20 protein-coding genes are annotated in these 19,557 nt (G+C 68.6%); 12 read left to right on the plus strand and 8 right to left on the minus strand.

Annotated elements, in window-relative coordinates; genetic code table 11:
- Positions 1-153 precede the first annotated feature (153 nt).
- Together ACWEOW_RS02045 and ACWEOW_RS02050 are read right to left on the minus strand one after the other, a co-directional pair.
- Positions 154-819, minus strand: coding sequence for a response regulator (locus ACWEOW_RS02045; RefSeq protein ID WP_452267477.1), 666 nt, complete (start codon positions 817-819; stop codon positions 154-156).
- On the minus strand, positions 816-1,949 hold the full coding sequence (locus ACWEOW_RS02050) for a sensor histidine kinase (protein WP_452267478.1): 1,134 nt from the start codon (positions 1,947-1,949) through the stop codon (positions 816-818). Before ACWEOW_RS02050 ends, ACWEOW_RS02045 begins: the two co-directional genes overlap by 4 nt.
- A gap of 166 nt (positions 1,950-2,115) precedes the next feature.
- On the opposite strand from ACWEOW_RS02050, the gene ACWEOW_RS02055 reads away from it, so the two are divergent.
- The gene (locus ACWEOW_RS02055; protein WP_452267479.1) at positions 2,116-2,517 is read left to right on the plus strand and encodes a hypothetical protein; all 402 of its coding nucleotides are present in this window, start codon (positions 2,116-2,118) and stop codon (positions 2,515-2,517) included.
- Between the two features lie 4 nt (positions 2,518-2,521).
- Here the strand turns inward: ACWEOW_RS02055 and ACWEOW_RS02060 are convergent, their stop codons facing one another.
- Positions 2,522-3,385: a hypothetical protein gene (locus ACWEOW_RS02060; RefSeq protein WP_452267480.1), complete on the minus strand. Its 864-nt coding sequence runs from the start codon at positions 3,383-3,385 to the stop codon at positions 2,522-2,524.
- Between the two features lie 318 nt (positions 3,386-3,703).
- On the opposite strand from ACWEOW_RS02060, the gene ACWEOW_RS02065 reads away from it, so the two are divergent.
- The gene (locus ACWEOW_RS02065; protein WP_452267481.1) at positions 3,704-6,445 is read left to right on the plus strand and encodes an ATP-binding protein; all 2,742 of its coding nucleotides are present in this window, start codon (positions 3,704-3,706) and stop codon (positions 6,443-6,445) included.
- A gap of 132 nt (positions 6,446-6,577) precedes the next feature.
- Here the strand turns inward: ACWEOW_RS02065 and ACWEOW_RS02070 are convergent, their stop codons facing one another.
- Positions 6,578-7,201, minus strand: coding sequence for an FMN-dependent NADH-azoreductase (locus ACWEOW_RS02070; RefSeq protein WP_452267482.1), 624 nt, complete (start codon positions 7,199-7,201; stop codon positions 6,578-6,580).
- 85 nt (positions 7,202-7,286) lie between these two features.
- On the opposite strand from ACWEOW_RS02070, the gene ACWEOW_RS02075 reads away from it, so the two are divergent.
- Complete coding sequence (locus ACWEOW_RS02075; protein WP_452267483.1) at positions 7,287-7,739, plus strand: MarR family winged helix-turn-helix transcriptional regulator; 453 nt, start codon at positions 7,287-7,289, stop codon at positions 7,737-7,739.
- Positions 7,740-7,805: 66 nt separating this feature from the next.
- Positions 7,806-8,261, plus strand: coding sequence for an alternative ribosome rescue aminoacyl-tRNA hydrolase ArfB (arfB, locus tag ACWEOW_RS02080; protein ID WP_452267484.1), 456 nt, complete (start codon positions 7,806-7,808; stop codon positions 8,259-8,261).
- A gap of 186 nt (positions 8,262-8,447) precedes the next feature.
- Here arfB and ACWEOW_RS02085 read toward each other — a convergent pair whose 3' ends face one another.
- Entirely contained in the window at positions 8,448-8,897 is a 450-nt protein-coding gene (locus ACWEOW_RS02085; protein WP_452267485.1) for a MarR family winged helix-turn-helix transcriptional regulator, read from the minus strand.
- A gap of 104 nt (positions 8,898-9,001) precedes the next feature.
- On the opposite strand from ACWEOW_RS02085, the gene ACWEOW_RS02090 reads away from it, so the two are divergent.
- Positions 9,002-9,376 (plus strand): VOC family protein, encoded by a 375-nt coding sequence (locus ACWEOW_RS02090; RefSeq protein WP_452267486.1) that lies wholly within the window; start codon positions 9,002-9,004, stop codon positions 9,374-9,376.
- Between the two features lie 235 nt (positions 9,377-9,611).
- Complete coding sequence (locus ACWEOW_RS02095; protein WP_452267487.1) at positions 9,612-10,088, plus strand: Hcp family type VI secretion system effector; 477 nt, start codon at positions 9,612-9,614, stop codon at positions 10,086-10,088.
- Positions 10,089-10,216: 128 nt separating this feature from the next.
- Here ACWEOW_RS02095 and ACWEOW_RS02100 read toward each other — a convergent pair whose 3' ends face one another.
- From ACWEOW_RS02100 to ACWEOW_RS02110, 3 genes are all read right to left on the minus strand, one after another.
- Positions 10,217-11,383, minus strand: a complete 1,167-nt coding sequence (locus ACWEOW_RS02100) for an aminotransferase class V-fold PLP-dependent enzyme (RefSeq protein ID WP_452267488.1) — start codon at positions 11,381-11,383, stop codon at positions 10,217-10,219.
- Between the two features lie 585 nt (positions 11,384-11,968).
- Positions 11,969-12,421, minus strand: coding sequence for a DUF1801 domain-containing protein (locus ACWEOW_RS02105; protein ID WP_452267489.1), 453 nt, complete (start codon positions 12,419-12,421; stop codon positions 11,969-11,971).
- 159 nt (positions 12,422-12,580) lie between these two features.
- Entirely contained in the window at positions 12,581-12,814 is a 234-nt protein-coding gene (locus ACWEOW_RS02110; protein ID WP_452267490.1) for a hypothetical protein, read from the minus strand.
- Between the two features lie 28 nt (positions 12,815-12,842).
- On the opposite strand from ACWEOW_RS02110, the gene ACWEOW_RS02115 reads away from it, so the two are divergent.
- From ACWEOW_RS02115 to ACWEOW_RS02140, 6 genes are all read left to right on the plus strand, one after another.
- A complete protein-coding gene (locus ACWEOW_RS02115) occupies positions 12,843-13,421 on the plus strand; it encodes an ArsR/SmtB family transcription factor (protein ID WP_452267491.1) in 579 nt (192 codons plus the stop codon).
- A complete protein-coding gene (locus ACWEOW_RS02120) occupies positions 13,418-14,209 on the plus strand; it encodes an SRPBCC family protein (RefSeq protein ID WP_452267492.1) in 792 nt (263 codons plus the stop codon). The genes ACWEOW_RS02115 and ACWEOW_RS02120 overlap by 4 nt, the downstream gene beginning before the upstream one ends.
- A 535-nt stretch (positions 14,210-14,744) precedes the next feature.
- On the plus strand, positions 14,745-15,110 hold the full coding sequence (locus ACWEOW_RS02125) for a YciI family protein (protein ID WP_452267493.1): 366 nt from the start codon (positions 14,745-14,747) through the stop codon (positions 15,108-15,110).
- A 144-nt stretch (positions 15,111-15,254) separates the two neighbouring features.
- On the plus strand, positions 15,255-17,882 hold the full coding sequence (locus ACWEOW_RS02130; protein ID WP_452267494.1) for an adenylate/guanylate cyclase domain-containing protein: 2,628 nt from the start codon (positions 15,255-15,257) through the stop codon (positions 17,880-17,882).
- A 237-nt stretch (positions 17,883-18,119) separates the two neighbouring features.
- Entirely contained in the window at positions 18,120-18,926 is an 807-nt protein-coding gene (locus ACWEOW_RS02135) for an LLM class flavin-dependent oxidoreductase (protein WP_452267607.1), read from the plus strand.
- 21 nt (positions 18,927-18,947) lie between these two features.
- Entirely contained in the window at positions 18,948-19,517 is a 570-nt protein-coding gene (locus ACWEOW_RS02140) for a dihydrofolate reductase family protein (RefSeq protein ID WP_452267495.1), read from the plus strand.
- Positions 19,518-19,557: the final 40 nt, after the last annotated feature.

Genomic DNA, 19,557 nt, shown 5'->3' on the forward strand with positions numbered 1-19,557 from the left:
TGCTCGAGCTTGGACGAGCGTTCGCGACGGCCGGGGACCCTTCGGCACGCGCATGAGCGCTGAAGACGAGCAGACGCTGTTGCTCCTCGAACAGCTGCTCCAGACGGAATCGCGAACGCGCGAATACAGTCCGCTCAATTCGGACCTGCCGATCTAGCCGAGGCTCGAGGGCGCCCCGGGTGCCACCAGGCCCGTCTCGTAGGCGAGGACGACCGCCTGGGCCCGGTCGCGGACCGCAAGCTTCTGAAGCAGGTGCCGCACGTGCGTCTTGACCGTGGCCATGGAGATGACCAGCTCTGCAGCGATGTCGGCGTTGGACAGTCCGCGACCGATCATCTGCAAGATCTCGCGTTCGCGTGGGGTCAGCTCGTCGAGCGCAGGCGACGGTGGCCGCCCGGGCGGGCTGCTGACGTAGTGCGTGACGAGGCGTCGCAGCACGGTCGGCGCGTACAGCGCATCGCCCGCGGCAATGACGTGGACTGCTTCGACCAGCTGCTGACGTCCGACGTCCTTGAGGAGGAAGCCGCTGGCGCCCGCCTGGAGCGCGGCGAATACGTGCTCGTCCAGGTCGAAGGTGGTCAGCACGAGGACGCGGGTGTCGAGTCCGGCGTCGACGATGCTGCGGGTCGCGGCGATGCCGTCGGTGCCGGGCATGCGGATGTCCATGAGGACGACCTCGGGGCGCAGGCGTTCTGCGAGCGTGACCGCCTCGGCCCCGTCCGCGGCCTCACCCACGACCTCGACGCCGGCGGCCTCGAGAACGAAGCGAAGGCCGGACCGCACGAGGTCCTGGTCGTCGGCGATGAGGACGGTGGTCATGCCGCCTCGATCGGCAGCAGCGCCCGGATCGTGAACCCACCATCCGTGCCGTTGCCGGCGTGCAGGTCGCCGCCGTGGATACGCACGCGCTCGCGCATACCGACGAGGCCGTGCGCGTCGGGAGACGGTGTGCCACGAGCTCCGGGGCCGAGGTCATGCACCTCGATGCGCAGGGAACCGGGCTGCCAGGAGAGGGCGATCGACACCGGCGCGCCGGGGGCATGCTTGGTGGCGTTGGTCAGGGCCTCCTGGACGATGCGGAAGGCGGAGAGGTCGAGGCTGGACGGCAGCACGACCGGGGTGCCATCGACGGACAGCTGGACGTCCTGGCCGTTGCCGCGGGCGCGGTCCACGAGGGCGGGCAGCTCTGCCAGTCTCGGCAGTGGTCCGTAGTCCGCATCGTCGTTCTCGGCCCGCAGGACCCCGACCAGACGGCGCATCTCCCCCAGCGCCTCGGTCGCAGTGCTTCGGATCACGGCGATGGCTCGTGACGCGAACTCCGTGTCACGCTCCAGAGCGGCCTCCGCCGCATCGGCTTGCAGCGCAATGACGCTGACTGCGTGCGCCACCAGGTCGTGCAGCTCGCGCGCTATTCGAGCACGCTCGTCGGCGACCGCCGCCCGCTCTCGACGTTCGCGCTCCTGCTCCAGGTACTCGGTCAGCTCCTCCAGTCTCCGCGTCTGCTGGCGTTGGCGACGCATCACCAGCCCCACCCCGGCGGGGGCGAGCACGGCGAGGAGGGCGCCGGCATACTCACCGACGCCGACGCCCTGCTCAGCGGACGCCACGATGGCGAAGACACACCCGATGAGCACGGTTGCGGCGGCAAGGAACTGGTCCGCCACATAGGCGGTCACCGAGTAGAACAGCAGCACGGCGGCGAGATATCCGACCAGGAGGAAGCCGTCGGTCGGGATCAACCACACGGCCGAGCCGACCAACGCAGCAGCCGCGGGATGACTGCGCCGCCACGCGATTGGTGCAGTGGAGCCGACCGCGACGAGCACCCCGATGGGCCACGGCGCAATGGGAAGCAGCACGAGTACCTGTGCCAGGGCGATGACACACAGCAGCGCGGCGACGACTTCGTCTGTCGTCAGGAGCCGCACGACGCTGCGCCCAGGTGACACGCCGAACACGCTAGGCGACGCGGCTCGGCGGTGTCATCAGCCCGTGGGCTGACCGGCACCCATCCCACGCCGCGGTGGAAGTTCGGCCTGTGGATCGATGAGTCAGCCCCCTGGGACTCCGCACGATGTGGTGCATCCACATCCCACGCACCAAGGAGCAGACACCATGACCACCACCGCGAGCGCCGAGCCGACCACCACCATCCGGTCCCGTATGCCGCGTTCCGTCCGCGCCGCCCAGCTGCTGCTGCTCGTCCCGCTCGGGGCGTTCCAGCTCGTCGCAACGATCGCCTTCTCGCTCACGATTCCGATGTCGGGCAAGGACTACGTCGTCGCGGTCTGGGCGCCGATCATGGCCAGCATGTGCATCGTCATCGCGTTGCGCTTCGGCCGGGGCACCCCGCGGGTCCTGGCCGTTGCGCTCGGGCTGCTGGCCGCGCAGACAGCATTCAGCCTCGTCAAGCTCGTCGTGTACGGCGAGTCCCCCGCGCTCGTCTTCCTCGCCATGACGGCCGCCTGCGCCGGGCTGCTCGCCCTGCCCGCCAGCCGTGGCCACTTCCGGCGATGAAGCACTAGCCGGCGGCGCAGCCACCCAGAGCGATGATGCCGTCGAGGGTCCTGACCTGGTCTTGGATGCTCGCTAGGTCCTCCTGAAGGCCTTGCACAGTGGCGGTCAACGTCACGATCGCGTCGTTGTTCGCCTTGAGCTGCGCCTCGAGGTCGCGAATCATCCCCTCCACGTCGGCGACCTGGGCGTCGAGCGACAGCAGCTGGCCCTCCAGCGTGGCCAGCTGGGCCTCCTTCGCCGAGACCGCGGCCCTGAGCTGGTTCCGCTGAGTCAGGGCGGCGGCGACTTCGGCCTGCAGGTCGAGGATCGCACCCTCCCCGGCGGTGGGCTCGGCGTTGAGCTCGTCGAGCTGGGCGGTCAGCTCGTCCACTTGGGCCTCGACCTCGGTCAGCTGTGCGTGAAGCGCGGCCAGAGCCTTCTTCAGCTCGGAAACCTGGACGGCAAGGCCGGCCTGCTGGTCCGTGAGCGAAGCCAGGGTGTCGTGGCGGGTCTTGATACTCGCCTCGAGCTGGCCCCCGCGCTTCTCGAGGTCGGCGATCTGCTGGTCGATCCGGTCGATCTGCGTCTGAAGGTCCGAACCCTGCGTCTGGAGGGCGGTGCGCTGGGCCGTCAGCGACGCGATGAGGTCCGCGTTCTTCCTCGCCGCTGCCTTGAGGAGGTTCTCCTGCACGGCGCCGCGGTGCGCGACCTGGTTCACCACTCCCATACAGATGCCGTCGGTCGTCGCGGTCGCTGCCGACGCCGGGTTACCAGCGAGGAGCACGCCGGCGAAGGCCGCCGGGACGACCAAGACCGCTGCGGCGCGACGGCCGGGAGACGTCCATCGGGTGATGGAAGACCTGGGTGCGAACCAGTCAAAACCACTCATGTCCGTGTGCTGCCTTCCGGTGGACGTGCTGTGCGCGAGGGCCGCGAGCGCGCAGGCTGGGTGTGGGTGACCCAGGTGCTTGGGGTGGAAGCCGAAAACGCCTGTCGCCGAGGTGGATTCGGGTCGGTTCGTCCGAGTTCGTGCCCACGCCCCGCACCGTTGTTCTTCCGGGCACCATAGATGGGCCGATCATCGGCCGCACGAGAACGGCGGTATTTCTGGCAGGACCCTGACGGCTTCGGGACCGAAGCGGCGGGCGGTTCGCCCAGATCATGCGATCCCGTGACGGGCTCGCCTCTGGCGGCGACACTGTGTCGTATGCCGTCGCTGCCCGTGGGCACCCTGACGTTGCTCTTCAGCGACATCGAGGGGTCCACCTCGATGCTCAATGGTCTTGGGCCCCTCTGGGGAGAAGCCCTTTCGGCGCACCGGGCCATCCTCCGGGAGGTCTTCGAGAGGCTCGACGGGATCGAGATCGGCACCGAAGGGGACAGTTTCTTCGTGGTGTTCACGTCCGCCTCCAACGGCCTGCGCGCTGCCGTTGACGCGCAACGCGGGCTCGCCGAGCACGAATGGCCCAAGAGGACGCCCTTGCGAGTCCGGATCGGGCTGCACACCGGCGAGCCTCAGCAGTACGAGGACGAGTACATCGGGATCGACGTCCATCTGGCTGCCCGGATCTCGGCCGCCGCGAACGGCGGGCAGATCGTGATCTCGGACCCGACCCACGCACTCGTGGGTGACGCGGTGCCCGGCGTCACCGTGCGCGACCTGGGCTGGCACCGGCTCAAGGACATACCCGCCCCGCAGCACCTCTACGAAGTCACGGCGCAGGGACTCGGAGGCGACCACCCGCTCCTCCGCAGCCTGGGCATGGCAGCCAACCTCCCGGCATACTCCAGCGAGCTGGTCGGCCGGGCCGATGACCTGCACGCCGTCCTCGCGGCGATCGAGCACCGAGGCGCTCGGCTCGTCACCCTCACGGGTCCAGGGGGCACGGGCAAGACCCGGCTCGCCGTGACGGTCGCGCGTGCGCTTCAGGACCATTTCCCCCACGGTGTCTTCTTCGTCCCACTCCACACGGCGAACCGGGCGGTCCTCATGTGGGCGGCGATAGCCGAAGCCGTTGGCGCTCCCGGGGACTCGCAACAGCAGCCGAGCGACCGCGCCTGCGAGTTCCTCCGTGACCGCGCGGCCTTGCTGGTGCTGGACAACCTCGAGCAGATCCCGGACGCCGACCGGGTCGTGAGCCAGCTGCTGTGGGCCGCGTCCGGCGTCAGTGTGCTGGCCACATCGCGCCGACCACTGCACCTGGTCGAGGAGCAGCTCTATCCGCTGTCCCCGCTGACGGTGCCCGCGTCACCCGGCGACGACGCGAACCTTGCTGACATCGAGGCGGTCCCGGCGGTCAAGCTGTTCGTGCAACGTGCCGCACTGGTCAGGCCGGGCTTCTCGCTCACGGCCGACAATGCCGGGGACGTCGTGGCCCTGTGCCGACGCCTGGACGGGCTGCCGCTCGCGATCGAGCTCGCTGCCGCGCGCTGCCGGCTGCTTGCCCCCCGCGCCCTGCTCGCGCGCATCGACAGCTGGCTGGGTGAGACGGTGGCCTCCCCGCAGCGCCAGGACGGTCAGGACAGTCGGGACGGGCAAGAGGGTCAGGCCCGCACGGACCGCGCCGACCTCGCGGACGGCGAAGAACACCGGGTCGGCTCGGACCCACTGGGCCGACCGGAGCGGCAGCGGACGCTCAGGGCGACGATCGCGTGGAGCTACGACATGCTTCCGGAGCAGGACAGACGCGCCTTCCGACGGTTCGGCGTCTTCTCCGGTCCGGTTGGGCTGGACGCGGTCGACGAGGTCGTCGCGCAGGGGCGGGACGCCCTGGACGTCGTGACCCAGCTCGTCGACGTGAGCCTGCTGGAGATCGCCGAGGGACACGACGGCGAGCCCCTGATCCACATGCTGGAGACCATCCGACGGTTCTCTCGCGAACGCATGGAGGAGCACGGGGAGACTGACGACGTGCGGCTCGAGCATGCTCGTTGGTGCCTCCGAGTGACGACGCAGATCGAAGGGATCCTGCACGGTCCGCGACAGATGACTGCACTGGATCGGATGGAGGCCGTCATGGAGGACGTACGGGCCTCGATGGACTGGTCCTTCGATCGGGCAGCGCAGTCCGACGACGAGCGGATCACCGCCGGTCTTGCACTCCTCGGACCGATGAACAGCTACTGGTACCGGTTCGGATACGTCCAGGAAGGGCGTGGCTGGCACCAGCGTGCGCTCTCGGTGCTGGACAGCGGGAACCACGGCGACTCCGTGGGCGTCGTGGACGCGCTTCACGGTCACGGGATCCTCGCGCTCCAGCAGAACGACGTCACCACCGGCACTCAGGCCCTGGAGCGGGCGCTCGCCATCGCCCACCGCCTGGGCGATGTGAGCCTGGAGGCCCGCGAGTCCAACAGCCTCGGGATCGCACGCAGAGAGAGCGGGGATCCCGAGGGCTCCAGAGCGCTCATCGAGCGCAGCCTCGAGCTGGCGCGACAGGCGGGCGACCGGTCCCGTGAGGCCACCGCCCTGAGCAACCTGGTCCACGGCTACATGGACACCGGGGACTACCCGGCCGCGGTGGACGCGGCCCGCCGGGCTCTTGTTGCGGACCTGGCGCTGGACGACCCGTGGGGCGTCGGGATCGACCGATGCAACCTCGTGACTGCGTTGCTCCATGCCGAAGGCCCGGAGCCGGCATACCGGGAGTTCGTCGAGGTGGCTCCGGCAGCCATAGCCCTCGGGGACGTCGAGCTGTCCATCAGCGTCGTCGAGATCGCCGCGAGCATCTGGGCGGCGTTCGGGGACGCAGCAAGAACCGCGACCATGCTGGGTGTCGCCGACCACCAGCGGGAGGTCACCGGGATCTCGCGTACCGCACCGGACCAGGTGCTCCTCGACCGCTTCATCGCGCCGCTCGAGGCCGCCACTGACGGCGAGCTCTGGCAGCGGGCGTATGCCGCTGGCGCCGGCCTCACGATCGAGGAGGCCGTGTCGCAGGGTTCCTGACTTCGGCCACGGGCACTATCGCGTCACCACCTGCCGGTGAGCAAGCCCAGGTATGCCGCTTGGGCGAGCGTCCGGGCCAACGCTCGCCCAGCGGGATACCTCCATCGGGTGTCACGGCCGGGAACCGCCGGCTCAGAGCTTGCCGGCTGCCAGGCGGGCCTGCTCGAGGGCTGCGGCCCGGAGCTCGTCAGGGCGGTCGGTCGCGAGGTTGGGGCGGAGCTCGATCGTCGTGATGTCCTCGACGCCGGCCCAGTCGAGCCACCACTCGAGGTACGGGCGCTGGAAGTCGAGGCCGAACGCACTCGACCGCTCCGGCCCGTAGACCGCACTGGTGAGCAGGAGAACCGCCTTCTTGCCGGCGAGGAGACCCGAGTAACCGTCCACCGGGTCGAACCCGAAGACCATCCCAGGCTGGCTCACGACGTCGATGAGCTGTTTGAGGATGTACGGCACGGACCCGTTCCACATCGGGACGGAGAACAGGTAGGCGTCAGCGGCGTCGAACCGCTCGAACGCGCGGCGCGCGCGGTCCCAGGCCTGGCCCTGCGCGCCGGTCGGCTCCTCGCCGGCGAACACCGCCATCTTGGCGTCCGTGGAGTCGGGCCCGAAGTCGGGCAGGGTGCCGTCCCAGAGGTCCCAGTGCTCGACCTCGACGTCCGGGCGCTCGCAGAGCTCGGCGAGGTATGCCGCCGCGAGAGCTAGTGACTCAGACCCCTCCGCACGTGGTGAGGCGGAGATGTGCAGCAGTCGGGTCATGACACAGCCTTTCACGAATATTTATGTGCGTGCGCACGTAACTATATACGTGCGCCCGCACGTAATCAACCGGTATGCTCGCGACATGTCCAGACCGTCGCGCCGGCACCTCGCCGCGAACGCATGGGGAGCCCTGCTGCGCACGCACGCGGACCTTGTGCCCTCCCTCGACCGCACCCTCCGCGCCAACACCGGCCTGCCCCTCGCGTGGTACGACGTGCTGCTCGAGCTCGCGGCGGCCGACGACGGCCGACTGCGGATGTCGGAGCTCGCCGACCGGGCGGTCCTCAGCCGCACCCGCATCAGCCGCATCGTCGACGAGCTTGTCGGGGCTGGACTGGTCAGCCGCATGCGCAACCCCGATGACGCCCGCTCCTCCTTCGCGACGATCACGACCCAAGGGCGCCGCCGGTTCGAGAAGGCGGCGCCGGACTACCTGGAACAGATCGAGAAGCAGTTCGCCACCGGCCTGACCGACGAAGAGCTGCGCACCATCGCCCGTGCGCTGGGCCGGATCCGGACCCACATCATCGGCTGAACCCTCGCCGGCGAGTGTCCCGGGCCGCCGTCCGGTATTGCGACGTGAGCGGGCGAGAATGGGCAGGTGACCGAACCCGGCAAGGACCTCGTGCTCCGCGGCGCGGGCCTCGGCGAGATCGTCATACCGGCCGTTGAGCTCATCGAGCGCTTCAGCCGGGCGAGCGGCCCCGGCGGGCAAGGCGTCAACACGACCGACAGCCGCGTCGAGCTGGTCTTCGACCCCGGGGCGAGCGTGGCTTTCACCGCGGCGCAGCGCGACCGGCTGATGGAGCGCCTCTCCGACCGTCTCGTCGCAGGGCGTCTACGCCTCGTCGGCTCGGAGCACCGGTCGCAGAACCGAAACCGCGCCGCGGTCCGGCAGCGCTTGCGCGATCTGCTCGTCGACGCCCTCGCCCCCGCAGGCCCTGCGCGTCGCCCGACCCGCCCGACGCGAGGATCCCAGACCCGCCGCCTCGAGGCGAAGCGGCGTCGCGGGGACCTCAAGTCGAACCGGGGTCGAGTACCGCCGGCGCCAGACTGAGGTGCGTATGCCGCTGAGCCGGCTCAGTGGCATACGGCTTGTGCCTTGACCGTTGGTTGCGCGTCTCCCAGAGCTCAGAGGCTGCCGGGTCGGCAGCGCGCGAGGCTGGCTGGCAGGCCCGCGAGCCTGGCTGGCAGGCCCGCGAGCACGTCCTTTGCCGGGCCGTCGACCACCCCAGGGGCGGGTTCACAAGGGCCGGGACCGTTTGTCGATCCTGGTCATGATCCTTGTGAGGTTGAGCAGGTCTCGAGTGTCGAGAGCGTCGCCGAAGGTGTGCTGCAGGAAGACGTGGTGACCCTCACGCGCCTGCCTGACGATGGCACGCCCGCTGGGTGTGATGGTCGCGAGTGTTGATCGTGCGTCGTCGGGGTCTTGCTCGCGATTGACAAGTCCGGACTCGGACATGCGGTCCAGGAGCTTGGAAAGCCCGGACGGGGAGAGGACGACGGCCTCTGCCAGGTCGGTCAGTCGCAGTCGACCGCCTGCGTTCTCGAGCTGCATCAGTACGTCGTAGCGCGGCATCGTCAGGCCGGTGTTGTGGCGCATCTGTGCCTCGACCTGGTCCCACAAGCGGGCATGCGTCCGGGTCAGAGTCAGCCAGGCCGGCATCCACCGCTCGACGTCGCCTGCTGCCATGCGAGCAGTGTAACCAAATTACTTGACATGCCAAGCATGTGCCGTGTTTACTTGGCATGCCAAGTAAAAACGGCGCACTTCTATGACAACGCCCGAGGAGGACGATGATGCTCACCGCAACGATGGTTGTCGCGACGATCCCGGTGACCGACCTGGAGCAGGCCAAGGACTTCTACGGGAAGACCCTGGGACTGGCCTCGCTCTGGGAGAACCCCGCCTCGGTCAGGTATCGGGTGGGCGAGCACAGCGAGCTCTCGCTCTTCAAGCGGCCCGGGCTCGACACAGCGCACACCCTTGCCCACTTCGAGGTCGATGACATCGAGAAGGCCGTCAGTGATCTGGAAGCCAAGGGCGTTCGCTTCCAGGACTACACCGAAGGACCGCTGGTCACCACCGGCCACATCGCCCAGCTCGGCCAGGCCCGCGGCGCTTGGTTCACCGACCCCGACGGCAACACCCTCGGCCTCAGACAGGGCTGAGTAAGCCAATCCCCGGCCACAAGCCGTGCCCAGCGGGCCGGCAGCATCGGTGGAAAACCGCCGGGAAACGAGCCCGTGACGGGACACTGCACCCATCGAGGCGGCCGTGCGGCCGTCGCCTTGGCCGCCATCGGTCCTCGGATCCGTGAACTGACCGAGATTGACACAGTCGACCGACAGGACGACCTTGGGGTAGGTCGCCAACGCTGCCCACGGATAGGAGCGTGTTGTGGCCATGTCGATGTTCGCCCGCCTTGGCGCGATCAAGGGTGAGTCGCGCGATGCCAAACACAAGGACGAGATCGACCTTCTGTCGTGGTCGTGGGGCGTGTCCCAGTCGGGCACCGCGGGGCAAGGAGGAGGCGGTGGGTCAGGCAAGGCGAGATTCGACGATTTCAGCTTCACGCATCACGTTGACAAGGCCTCGCCCCTCCTGATGAAGGCATGCGCCACGGGTGAGCACATGAGGGACGCGACGATCACGGTCCGCAAGGCGGGCCAGGGCCAGCAAGAGTACCTCGTCATCAAGATGACTGACGTCGTTATCACGAGAGTTTCCACGAGCGCTGATGCAGAGGGGGATGACCCGGTAGAGGGCGTCGTGCTCACGTTCGCGAGGGTCGACCTCGAGTACAAGCCCCAGAAAGCGGATGGCTCTCTCGATGTTGGGCTCCATTTCAAGTACGACCTCAAAGCGCAGACGGAGGGTTAAGGGTCGCCGGGATAGCGCTCGACGCTAGCGGGCGTTGCGATCGCCCAAAGCTTTAGTTCGACCTTCTTGTCGACGCGTGACTCGAACGTTTCAGGTGCGACGTTGGTCCACGGGCGACCAACGTGATGTCAGTCTCCTAGGTGTGCCTCGAGCCGCTCGACCGTGCCGTCCACGTCAGTGAGCTTGTCCAGGCCGAAGAGCCCCACACGGAAGGTGGAGAAGTCGTCCCCTTCGCCACACATCAGCGGTACGCCGGCAGCTACCTGGATGCCGCGTTGCTTGAACCTCGCGCCGCTGCGGATCTCAGGATCGTCCGTGAAAGCCACTACGACGCTGGGAGCGGCGAAACCCTCGGCCGCGACCGAGGGATATCCGAGCTGCGAGAGCAGCTTACGGACCCGTGTGCCGAGGGAGACCTGAGCCCGGCGCAGGTTGTCGAGCCCGGTGGCGCGGGTCTCGAGCATCAGTGCGGCGTCGTGCGCGAGTGTGTCCGTCGGCATCGTCGCGTGGTACGGCGTCTGCCCCTGAAGATAGGCCTCGCTGATCGTCAACCATTTCTGCAGGTCAACGCTGAAGCTGGTCGAGGTCGTCGACATGACCTGCGCCCGGCCGGCCTCACCGAGCATCACGTAACCCGCGCATGGTGAGCCACTCCATCCCTTCTGCGGCGCGCTGAGCAAGACGTCGACACCGAGCTCGGTCATGTCCACCCACAGCGCCCCTGACGCGATGCAGTCCAGGACAAAGAGCCCACCCGCTGCATGCGTCGACGCGGCGATGGCGCGGATGTAGTCATCCGGCAGGACCATGCCTGCCGCCGTCTCCACATGTGCCGCGAAGACGACCTCAGCACGAGTCCGCTCGATCGCCTCGACCACCTCAGCGACCGGCGGCGGCGCCCACGGAGCAAGACGCTCATCGGAGACTGGATGGGCCCGGCAGACGGTCGTCTCACTTGTCACCGACCCGACCTCGAGGATCTGCGACCAGCGGTATGAGAACAGACCGTTGCGCACGACGAGGCATCGCCGCCCCGTCGCCAGTTGCCGAGCGACCGCCTCCATGGCGTATGTGCCGCCACCCGGGACCACCGCGACCGTCTCGGCACTGTAGGTCGAGCCCAGGACGTCGACAATGTCCTGCATCACCCCGACAAACCGCTTGGACATGTGGTTCAAGGATCTGTCGGTAAAAACTACCGAGTACTCGAGCAGCCCATCAGGATCCACGTCGCGGCGAGGAACACTCACCCTCGCAGACTGCCACACGTTGGGCCATGCTGCGGTGGCGACCACGCGGACTGTGCCCGCCACCGTCACCTGGCGCGAACCTGCTCCTCCACACGGTGGGTCATGTCGCCGCCTGCCCTGCATGCGGGCTGGGGTCCTCGGCCGCGCTGACGGCGGCCTGGGCCGTTCACTCCGCGGTCCATGAGGGTGAATGCCGGCACGCCTGCCCAGCGGTGGTGGGGCATCTCGGGCGCCGCGGCCCCCAAATGGAGGGGTATGCCGGCCCGTGACCACCCACTCGGGCGCCGCGGCCCCCAAGTGGAGGGGTATGCCGGCCCGTGACCACCCACTCGGGCGCCGCGGCCCTCAAGTGGTGGCGCGGGCGCGCGACGGGCGGGATCGCACGGAAGCGGACCGAGAACGACGAAGCCCGCCCCCAGGCGGGGGCGGGCTCGCGGAGCCCGCCTCGTCGGGCGCGACAGGCTGCCAGCGTGGCGCCGACGGCCGGCCCAACAGCGACGTGATCGCTCCAGGCAGGATTCCACGGCGCGGCCTCGCGCGACCTCGGCTCCCGCGTCGAGACGGTCACTCACGCCCATGTCGCATCAGGAGTGCGGATGCCGCAGTCATGCTGACGCCACTCAGGGGTCATCAACTGGAGCTCGCCGGCGCTGTCCCTGTCTGATTGAGGGTCATGCCGTGACGGATGGCCGCCAGAAGGGCGTCGGCGTTGATGACTGAGAGGCGTTTGAACTTGATGCAGTAGCCCGTGACGCTGGCCCGACCGATCGAGGCCCCGTAGGTTCGTGCCAGGTACGTCTTGTCCTCGAGTCCCAGCACGTAGACCGAGATGCCTGTCGTGTTGGCGCTCAGGCCGATGCGATAGAACTCTCGCGACGACCCATCCGCGTAGGTGATGGTGTATGCGCCGTAGCCAATGTTGGGATTGGCCACGACCTTGCCGTCCTCGTTGGTGCCGTCGTTGAACCACAGCCTGCAGCCAGGAAACTCCGCGAGCAGCTGTGCGTGCAGCTGCCGGAGATCGGTCTGCTTGGGCTCGGGTTGACTGGCGAGGTAAGCCTCGACCCGCTCGGCAATGTCCATCGGCCACGATGCTAGCAACGCGGGACGCTGTAGAAACGGGCCCGAACGACGACGGCTGAGGGACCGTGGCCACGCCGTGGGAAAACCGCGAGCAGCCTGGGTGTGTGGTTCCACCGGATCGGCCGCGACCCGGGTTGGTGCGTCCTTCCGCGTAGGCGGCTATGCCGCTGCGCCGAGGATGCCGCGCATCCACGTCTGGGCGGGATGCCCGTGTTGGAACCGGGCATCGCCGGCGTCCGCGGTGTCGCCGAAGGTGTCGAGCACGGTCGGCGCCTCGGGGAACGACGCAACGTCGTACGCGTTGCCGCGGACCTGTGTCCCCAGCCGTGCGCCGAAGACCCTGAGCGACAGGGCCTTTGGTTCCCAGCCGCTTCGGTTCAGGGGCCTTGACAAATTTTCTTGTCAATGTCACCTTGGGGTCATGCAGGACGTCGAGGTCATCGAGAGTGCGGAAGCGGCCGCCGCCGCCCTGGACCCGGTCCGGGCCCGGCTGCTCGCCGAGCTGGCCGTCCCGGCCTCCGCCGCCGGGCTGGCCGCCCGGGTCGGCATCGCGCGCCAGAACATCAACTACCACCTCAAGGCCCTCGAGGCGCACGGCCTCGTGCAGCTGTCCGAGGAGCGTCGACACGGGGGCCTCACCGAGCGGGTGCTTCAAGCGTCGGCGATGTCATACATCGTGTCGCCGGCGGCGGTCACCGCCTCTGCGGCCGACCCCGATGCCAACGCCGACCATCTGTCGGCGAGCTACCTCGTCGCGCTGGCCGGCCGCGTGGTGCGCGAGGTCGGCGCCCTCGCGCGCCGGGCCGGCGCCTCCGGCAAGCGTCTGCCGACGCTGACCATCGACACGCAGATCGGCTTCCGGTCGGCCGCCGATCGGGCGGCCTTCGCGGACGACCTGACCGCGGCGGTGCTCGACCTCGCCGCTCGCTACCACCACGACGACGGGCGCCTGCACCGGCTCCTCGTCGCCGCCCACCCCCTTCCCGAGGAGATCACATGAGCACCACCCTGAACATCCCGTACCGCCTCGAGTTCAGCGTCGAGGTACCGGGTACCCCGGAACAGGTATGGCAGGCCATCGCCACCGCCAAAGGCATGAGCGCCTGGTTCGCGCCGACCGAGATGGAGGAGCGCGAGGGCGGCTCCCTGCACTTCACCATGGGCCCCGAGATGGGATCGGACGGCCAGGTCACCGGCTGGGAACCCCCGCGCCGCCTCGTCTACGAGGAGGACTGGGCCGCTCTCCTGGGCAAGGACCCGGACGCGCTCAGCCCGCTGACGTCCGAGTTCCTCGTCGAGGCGCAGTCCGGGGGCACCTGCATCGTGCGCGTCACCAGCAGCGGCTTCGGGACCGGCGCGGCCTGGGAGTCCGAGTTCTGGGACGAGATGGGTCCCGGTTGGATGCCGTTCTTCGACAACCTGCGTCTCTACCTGACGCACTTCCCCGGCCAGGAGGCCACGCACTTCGAAGCCACCGCCAACCACCCTGGCGATGCCGAAGCGCTCTGGTCGACCATGCGCGACGAGCTCGGGCTGAGCGAGGAGCGCGCGACGGTAGAGGTGCTCGGCGCCAGCGGCACGGTCGAGCGTGTCGGCGAGCGACAGACGCTGGTCCGGCTCACTGCGCCGGTGTCCGGGATTCTCAACGTCTACGCGTGGGGTGACGGCCACGGCACAGCGACGGCAGGCGTACGGGCGTACCTGTTCTCGGCCGACGCCGGTGACTACGTGCGGCGCGAGGAGCCGGCCTGGCAGGCCTGGCTGCAAGGACTCGCCGTCGGGGCATGAGCGCCAGGTCAGTTCTGGAGACCGGCTCCTCCCGGACGGACGCAGCCTGCGCCAGTATGCAGGTAAACGCCTCAGGTTTTGCCTCGACCCTTTTGTCAGGCGGCCGGTAGTGCGTGGGCCAGTCGATGTTCGCTCTGCTACCGGGGATCCGCCGGTCGCATAGCAGCCGGAGCGTATGCGAGGCGAGCTGGTTCAGCTGCCGGCCGAGCTTCTCCTCGCCATGCGCACCGCGGTCCCAGGCCTTGGTGGACCGCTGCTCGTTGGCAACCGCCAGGATGAACCCGCCGAGTTTTGGGTGGTTGGCGCGGATGCGCTTTCCCGGCCGGATCCAGTTCCACGCGCACACCGTATGTGGAAAGGCCCGCCACTGAAGCGGTTTCGATGTGCCTCTATCCGCCGGTGGCCGGGCACGCGGGCCCTACCGGAGCGGCCGATGGGAGGGGGACTCACCTCGCAGGGGTGATCGAGGGCGAGGTATCGTGCGCGATCAGACTTCGGCCACAGTGAGATACCAAGCGCCCCGGGAGGCGAGTTCATGGCTCTGTTTGCTGCTCTCATCTATGCCGCCGACTCCGCTCACGAGCCCGGCCAGAGCGCACAGACGTCTGAGGACATCGCTACGTGCGACGCCCACGCCGACGAGCTGGCATCCTCAGCCGCCATGACGGCAGCCTGGGCGTTCACTCCGCGATCCATGGCCAGGAGCGTCAGGTCAAACGGGGTGACCGAGGGCCCGTTCATCGAGGGGCCTGACCTCGTCGCGGGCGTGTACTTTCTCGAAGCTCCCGATCTGGAGTCGGCCATTGCGTCGGCCGCGAGCAACCCCGTGGTGCGTCAAGGCGGCGGGGTCGAGATCCGACCCGTTCACAGCGGAGGCCTGGTCGCGTCCGACGACGATTGAGCCGACGCCCCGGCCCATCCGCCGCGACGCGTTCGCGCGGGCGTACCGGTGCGAGCGGCTGGTCGGGCGTGCGGGATTCGGCACCCTGCCGCCGTCGTGCTGCATGCAGTGGCCGCACCCCCGAAACATGAGGAGACTGGCGCCGTGGTTGTGCACGAGCCGCCGAGCGGAACCGTCACCTTCCTGTTCACCGACATCGAGGGGTCGACCCGGCTGACCCAGCAGCTCGGGGCGGCGTGGCCCCCGCTTCTGGAGCGGCATCGGGAGATCGCTCGCGCATCCTGGGCGGAGCACGCCGGCATCGAGATCAGCACGGAGGGCGACTCCTTCTTCGTGGTCTTCCGCAGCCCGCGTGACGCTGTCGCCGCGGCCGTCCAGGCCCAGCACGGTCTGGCCGACGAGCAGTGGCCAGATGGTGGCGAGATCCGGGTTCGGATGGGCCTGCACACCGGGGAGGGCCAGCTCAGCGGCGGATCCTACGTCGGGATCGACGTGCACCGTGCGGCCCGAATCGCCGGCGCGGGGCACGGCGGCCAGGTGCTTGCCTCGGCCACCACCGTCTCGCTGCTCGACGGCTCCGGTTCGTGGCCGGCGGGCGTCGCTGCGGTAGATCTCGGCGAGCACCGACTCAAGGACCTCTCGCTCCCCGAGCGCATCTTCGGGCTCGCAATCTCGGGACTGCGCACCGACTTCCCTCCGCTGAAGACGCTGAACGCCGTTGTCAACAACCTGCCCAGCCAGCTCACCACCTTTCTCGGCCGCGGCGAGGAGCTTGCGCAGGTGCAGCAGCTACTGGCCCGGACCCGGCTGCTCACCTTGTTGGGGCCTGGCGGCACAGGGAAGACCCGCCTGGCTCTCCAGGCCGCGGCCGCGGTCGCGCACCGGTACCCCGACGGGGTGCACCTCGTGCCCCTCGCTGCGGTCACCGAGGCCGCCCTGGTGCTGCCCACGCTCACGCAGGCGCTGGGCCTCGCGCAGCCCGGTGCCGACTCGTCGAACCGGCTGGCCGACTACCTCGCGACGCGCCGCGTTCTACTGGTGCTCGACAACTTCGAACAGGTCGTCGACGCCGGCCCGGCGGTGGCGGACCTGCTGGCCGCGGCGCCACACGTCTCCGTGCTGGTCACGAGCCGGATCGCGCTGCAGGTCTACGGGGAGCGCGAGTTCCACGTCCCACCGCTGGACCTCCCCGACCCCCGGCACCTGCCGTCGCTCGACGTGCTCGTCGGCTACGACGCCGTTGCCCTGTTCGTCGAGCGCGCCCAGGGTGTTCGGCCTGAGTTCGAACTCACACCAGGAAACGCCGCCGCGGTCGCGGAGATCTGCGCCCGACTCGACGGGCTCCCGCTCGCGATCGAGCTGGCCGCAGCGAGGATCCGCCTCCTGAGCCCCGACGCCATCAGGCAGAAGCTGGGCGACCGGCTCACCTTCCTTTCCGGCGGCGCCCTGGACCTACCCGAGCGGCAGCGGACCCTGCGTGGGGCCATCGCCTGGAGCTTCGACCTACTCGACGAGGACGACAGGCGCTTCTTCGCGCGATTCGCCGTCTTCGCCGGCGGAGCTGAGCTGGCGGCCGTCGAGAAGGTCGTGTGTGACCCCGATATGCCGGGCGGTGCGCTGGACGGTGTCGAGTCAATGCTGGACAAGAGCCTGATCCGTTTCCAGGCCGATGGGTCGGACGAGCCGCGGTACGGCATGCTCGAGACGATTCGGGAGTTTGCGTACCAACGGCTCGTCGAGCGTGGAGAGGGCGACCTGGTCGGTGAGCGCCACGCCAACTGGGTCGCCTCGCTTGTCGAGCAGATGGCCCGTACGGTGCACGGCCCCGAGCGCCGCGCGGTGCTCGACCGTTTCGAGGTAGAGCACGACAACATCCGCGCGGCGCTCGGCTGGGTGCTGGCGACCGGCCGGTCAGCGCTGGCGTCGCGTGTGTTCGCCGGCACGTGGAGATACTGGCAGGCACGGGGGTTCCTCGCTGAAGCACGACGGTATGCCGAGCGAGTGATGGCGCTGCCCGTAGACACCCAGGCGCATGAGAACCGACGCGCCGCGGCCGAGGCGGCCGCCGGAATCGCCTACTGGCAAGGCGACAACGCTGCCTCACTCGTGTGGTACACCGAGGCGCTCGAGCTCGCCAGGGAGACCGGGGACGACGCCGTCATCGCCAACGCGCTCTACAACCTGACCTTTCCCGTCGGGCAGACCGCGGGAGGACTGCCCCAAGCCGTCGAGGCGTCCGAGGAGGCGATAGCCCTGTACCGGCGTGTGGGCGACCATGATGGAGTCGGACGGGCTCTGTGGGGGTTGGCGACCACCTACTACTTCAACGGCCGGGTCGACGAAGGTCTCGTGCGCGCCCGGGAGGCATTGGCCGTGCTCGACGGCAGCGGCGACCTCTTCATGACCGCGTGGTCGCAGTACATGGTCGGCGTCATGACCCGCGACCGGCCGGCGGCACAGCGGCACCTGGTGGCCGCACATCGCCTCTTCGCCCAGGCCGACGACACGTCCGGTCACGCGCTCGTCCTCGATGCCCTGGGCACCCTCGCGTGGCGCGAAGGCGACGTGGCCCGGGCGATGCGCTTGGCCGGGTTCGTGGGTCATATGGAGAGCACGTCCGGCTCCGGGCTGGCCAAGCTCAACCGGGACCTGGCCGGCTTCCACCCCGAGACGCTCGCCGAGGATCCCGCCCTCGCAGCGGCATACGAGGAGGGCCGGAGCCTCACCATGGAGGAAGCCACTGCCCTTGCCCTCCCGGACGAGCTTCGATGACCGGCGGCGCAGCAGCAACGTGGGGGGACGCGCGCGTGGCGTGTGGTTCAGCAGACGGACTGCCTCTTTCACCAGATCCTCGGTGATCCGAGTGCCGCCGCTGCTGTGCCAGAATTGGACGGACGTCTCTTCGCTGGAGCGCTATCTCATGGGCGCCATCGAGCATCAGCGCAGGTTCGCCGACTGGCGAAGGGTTCACCACTGTTCATCTGAGGTGTGCGGAGGGCAAGCGTGGAAATGCGTTCGGCATTGTTTCTGCCCATCTTTGACGAACTTTCTGACCCACGCCTCCTCGTCCGGATCGCTGTAGCGGCCGAGGACGCCGGTTGGGATGGTGTGTTCTTGTGGGATCACATCCGCTTGCGGGAGCCTGTACAAGCCGCGGTTGACCCGTGGATTGCATTGTCGGCGATGGCCGCTGCGACGTCGCGAATCCGGATTGGGCCGCTGGTGACGCCGTTGGCCCGCCGGCGGCCGGTCAAGGTGGCGCGCGAGACAGCATCGTTGGACATTCTCAGTGGGGGACGGCTGACGCTTGGGGTTGGCATCGGCAGTGACGAGTTCGGGCACGAGTACTCGATCACAGGTGAGGATGTAGACGACAGGACGCGGGCGGAGAAGCTCGACGAGTCGCTGCAGATTCTGGAAGCGGCCTGGTCGGGTGAGGAGGTGCGGCATCGCGGCCGCCATTACACCGTCGACGGGATGCGATTCTTGCCCCGACCGGTGCAACGCCCCGGAGTTCCGATCTGGGTCGGCGGTTACCGGGGCAAGGTCAAGCCGCTGCGCCGTGCAGCTCGCTATCAGGGCTACTTCCCGATCGGTGTCGAGAGCCCAGATCAAGTCGCCGAAGCTGCCGCCCAGCTCGCTGAGCTACGCCGCCAGAGCGCGGTTGCCGACGGCCCATGCGATGTGGTGATTTCGTTGACGCCCGACCAGGACCCGGCCGCGTATGCCGCTGCTGGCGCCACGTGGCGGCTCACCAGCCTTCCAGAGTCTGTGACGGCCGATCGAGTGTGGGGCGTTCTTCGCGACGGTCCATGAGGGCATCAAGGGAGCAACGCGATGAGACCACTTCGATACTCGATCAACGTCACCCTCGACGGCTGCTGCCATCACGAGGCAGGGCTCCCGCCCGACGAGGAGTCGATGCGCTACTGGACCGCGGAGATGGAACGAGCCGATGCCCTGATATTCGGGCGGGTGACCTACGAGATGATGGAGTCGGCGTGGCGACAGCCGGCCACGGGCACGTGGCCTGACTGGATGGACGGGTGGCAGATCCCGTTCGCCGATGCCATCGACCGGACGAAGAAGTACGTCGTGTCCAGCACGCTGAGCGGGGTCGATTGGAATGCCGAGCTGCTGCGAGGCGACCTCGGGCAAGCGGTTCAGCGGCTCAAGCAGGAGCCAGGCGAGGGCCTGTTCGTGGGTGGCGTGACGCTCCCCCTGGCGTTGGCGGATCTGGGACTGATCGACGAGTATGCGTTCCTGGTGCAGCCGGTCCTTGCCGGACACGGGCCGACGCTGCTCGCCGGTCTGCGCGAGCGCATCCAGCTCGAGCTCGTGGATCGCCACGAGTTCCGGTCCGGGGCCGTCGCCTTGCGATACCGGCCCACACGAGTGACGTCTTGACGGATGTGTTCTGGCACGTTGGCCGTTGCCTCGCCACGGA

The sequence above is a fragment of the Monashia sp. NPDC004114 genome (assembly GCF_053603855.1).

What these genes read in the sequence shown, in the direction of transcription:
- ACWEOW_RS02090 (WP_452267486.1), top strand. Translation starts at nt 9,002, where the DNA reads ATGATGCTCACCGCAACGATGGTTGTCGCGACGATCCCGGTGACCGAC.
- ACWEOW_RS02055 (WP_452267479.1), top strand. Translation starts at nt 2,116, where the DNA reads ATGACCACCACCGCGAGCGCCGAGCCGACCACCACCATCCGGTCCCGT.
- ACWEOW_RS02060 (WP_452267480.1), bottom strand. Translation starts at nt 3,385, where the DNA reads ATGAGTGGTTTTGACTGGTTCGCACCCAGGTCTTCCATCACCCGATGG.
- ACWEOW_RS02125 (WP_452267493.1), top strand. Translation starts at nt 14,745, where the DNA reads ATGGCTCTGTTTGCTGCTCTCATCTATGCCGCCGACTCCGCTCACGAG.
- ACWEOW_RS02075 (WP_452267483.1), top strand. Translation starts at nt 7,287, where the DNA reads ATGTCCAGACCGTCGCGCCGGCACCTCGCCGCGAACGCATGGGGAGCC.
- ACWEOW_RS02115 (WP_452267491.1), top strand. Translation starts at nt 12,843, where the DNA reads ATGCAGGACGTCGAGGTCATCGAGAGTGCGGAAGCGGCCGCCGCCGCC.
- ACWEOW_RS02120 (WP_452267492.1), top strand. Translation starts at nt 13,418, where the DNA reads ATGAGCACCACCCTGAACATCCCGTACCGCCTCGAGTTCAGCGTCGAG.
- ACWEOW_RS02135 (WP_452267607.1), top strand. Translation starts at nt 18,120, where the DNA reads ATGCGTTCGGCATTGTTTCTGCCCATCTTTGACGAACTTTCTGACCCA.
- ACWEOW_RS02045 (WP_452267477.1), bottom strand. Translation starts at nt 819, where the DNA reads ATGACCACCGTCCTCATCGCCGACGACCAGGACCTCGTGCGGTCCGGC.
- ACWEOW_RS02070 (WP_452267482.1), bottom strand. Translation starts at nt 7,201, where the DNA reads ATGACCCGACTGCTGCACATCTCCGCCTCACCACGTGCGGAGGGGTCT.
- ACWEOW_RS02095 (WP_452267487.1), top strand. Translation starts at nt 9,612, where the DNA reads ATGTCGATGTTCGCCCGCCTTGGCGCGATCAAGGGTGAGTCGCGCGAT.
- ACWEOW_RS02065 (WP_452267481.1), top strand. Translation starts at nt 3,704, where the DNA reads ATGCCGTCGCTGCCCGTGGGCACCCTGACGTTGCTCTTCAGCGACATC.
- ACWEOW_RS02105 (WP_452267489.1), bottom strand. Translation starts at nt 12,421, where the DNA reads ATGGACATTGCCGAGCGGGTCGAGGCTTACCTCGCCAGTCAACCCGAG.
- ACWEOW_RS02140 (WP_452267495.1), top strand. Translation starts at nt 18,948, where the DNA reads ATGAGACCACTTCGATACTCGATCAACGTCACCCTCGACGGCTGCTGC.
- ACWEOW_RS02085 (WP_452267485.1), bottom strand. Translation starts at nt 8,897, where the DNA reads ATGGCAGCAGGCGACGTCGAGCGGTGGATGCCGGCCTGGCTGACTCTG.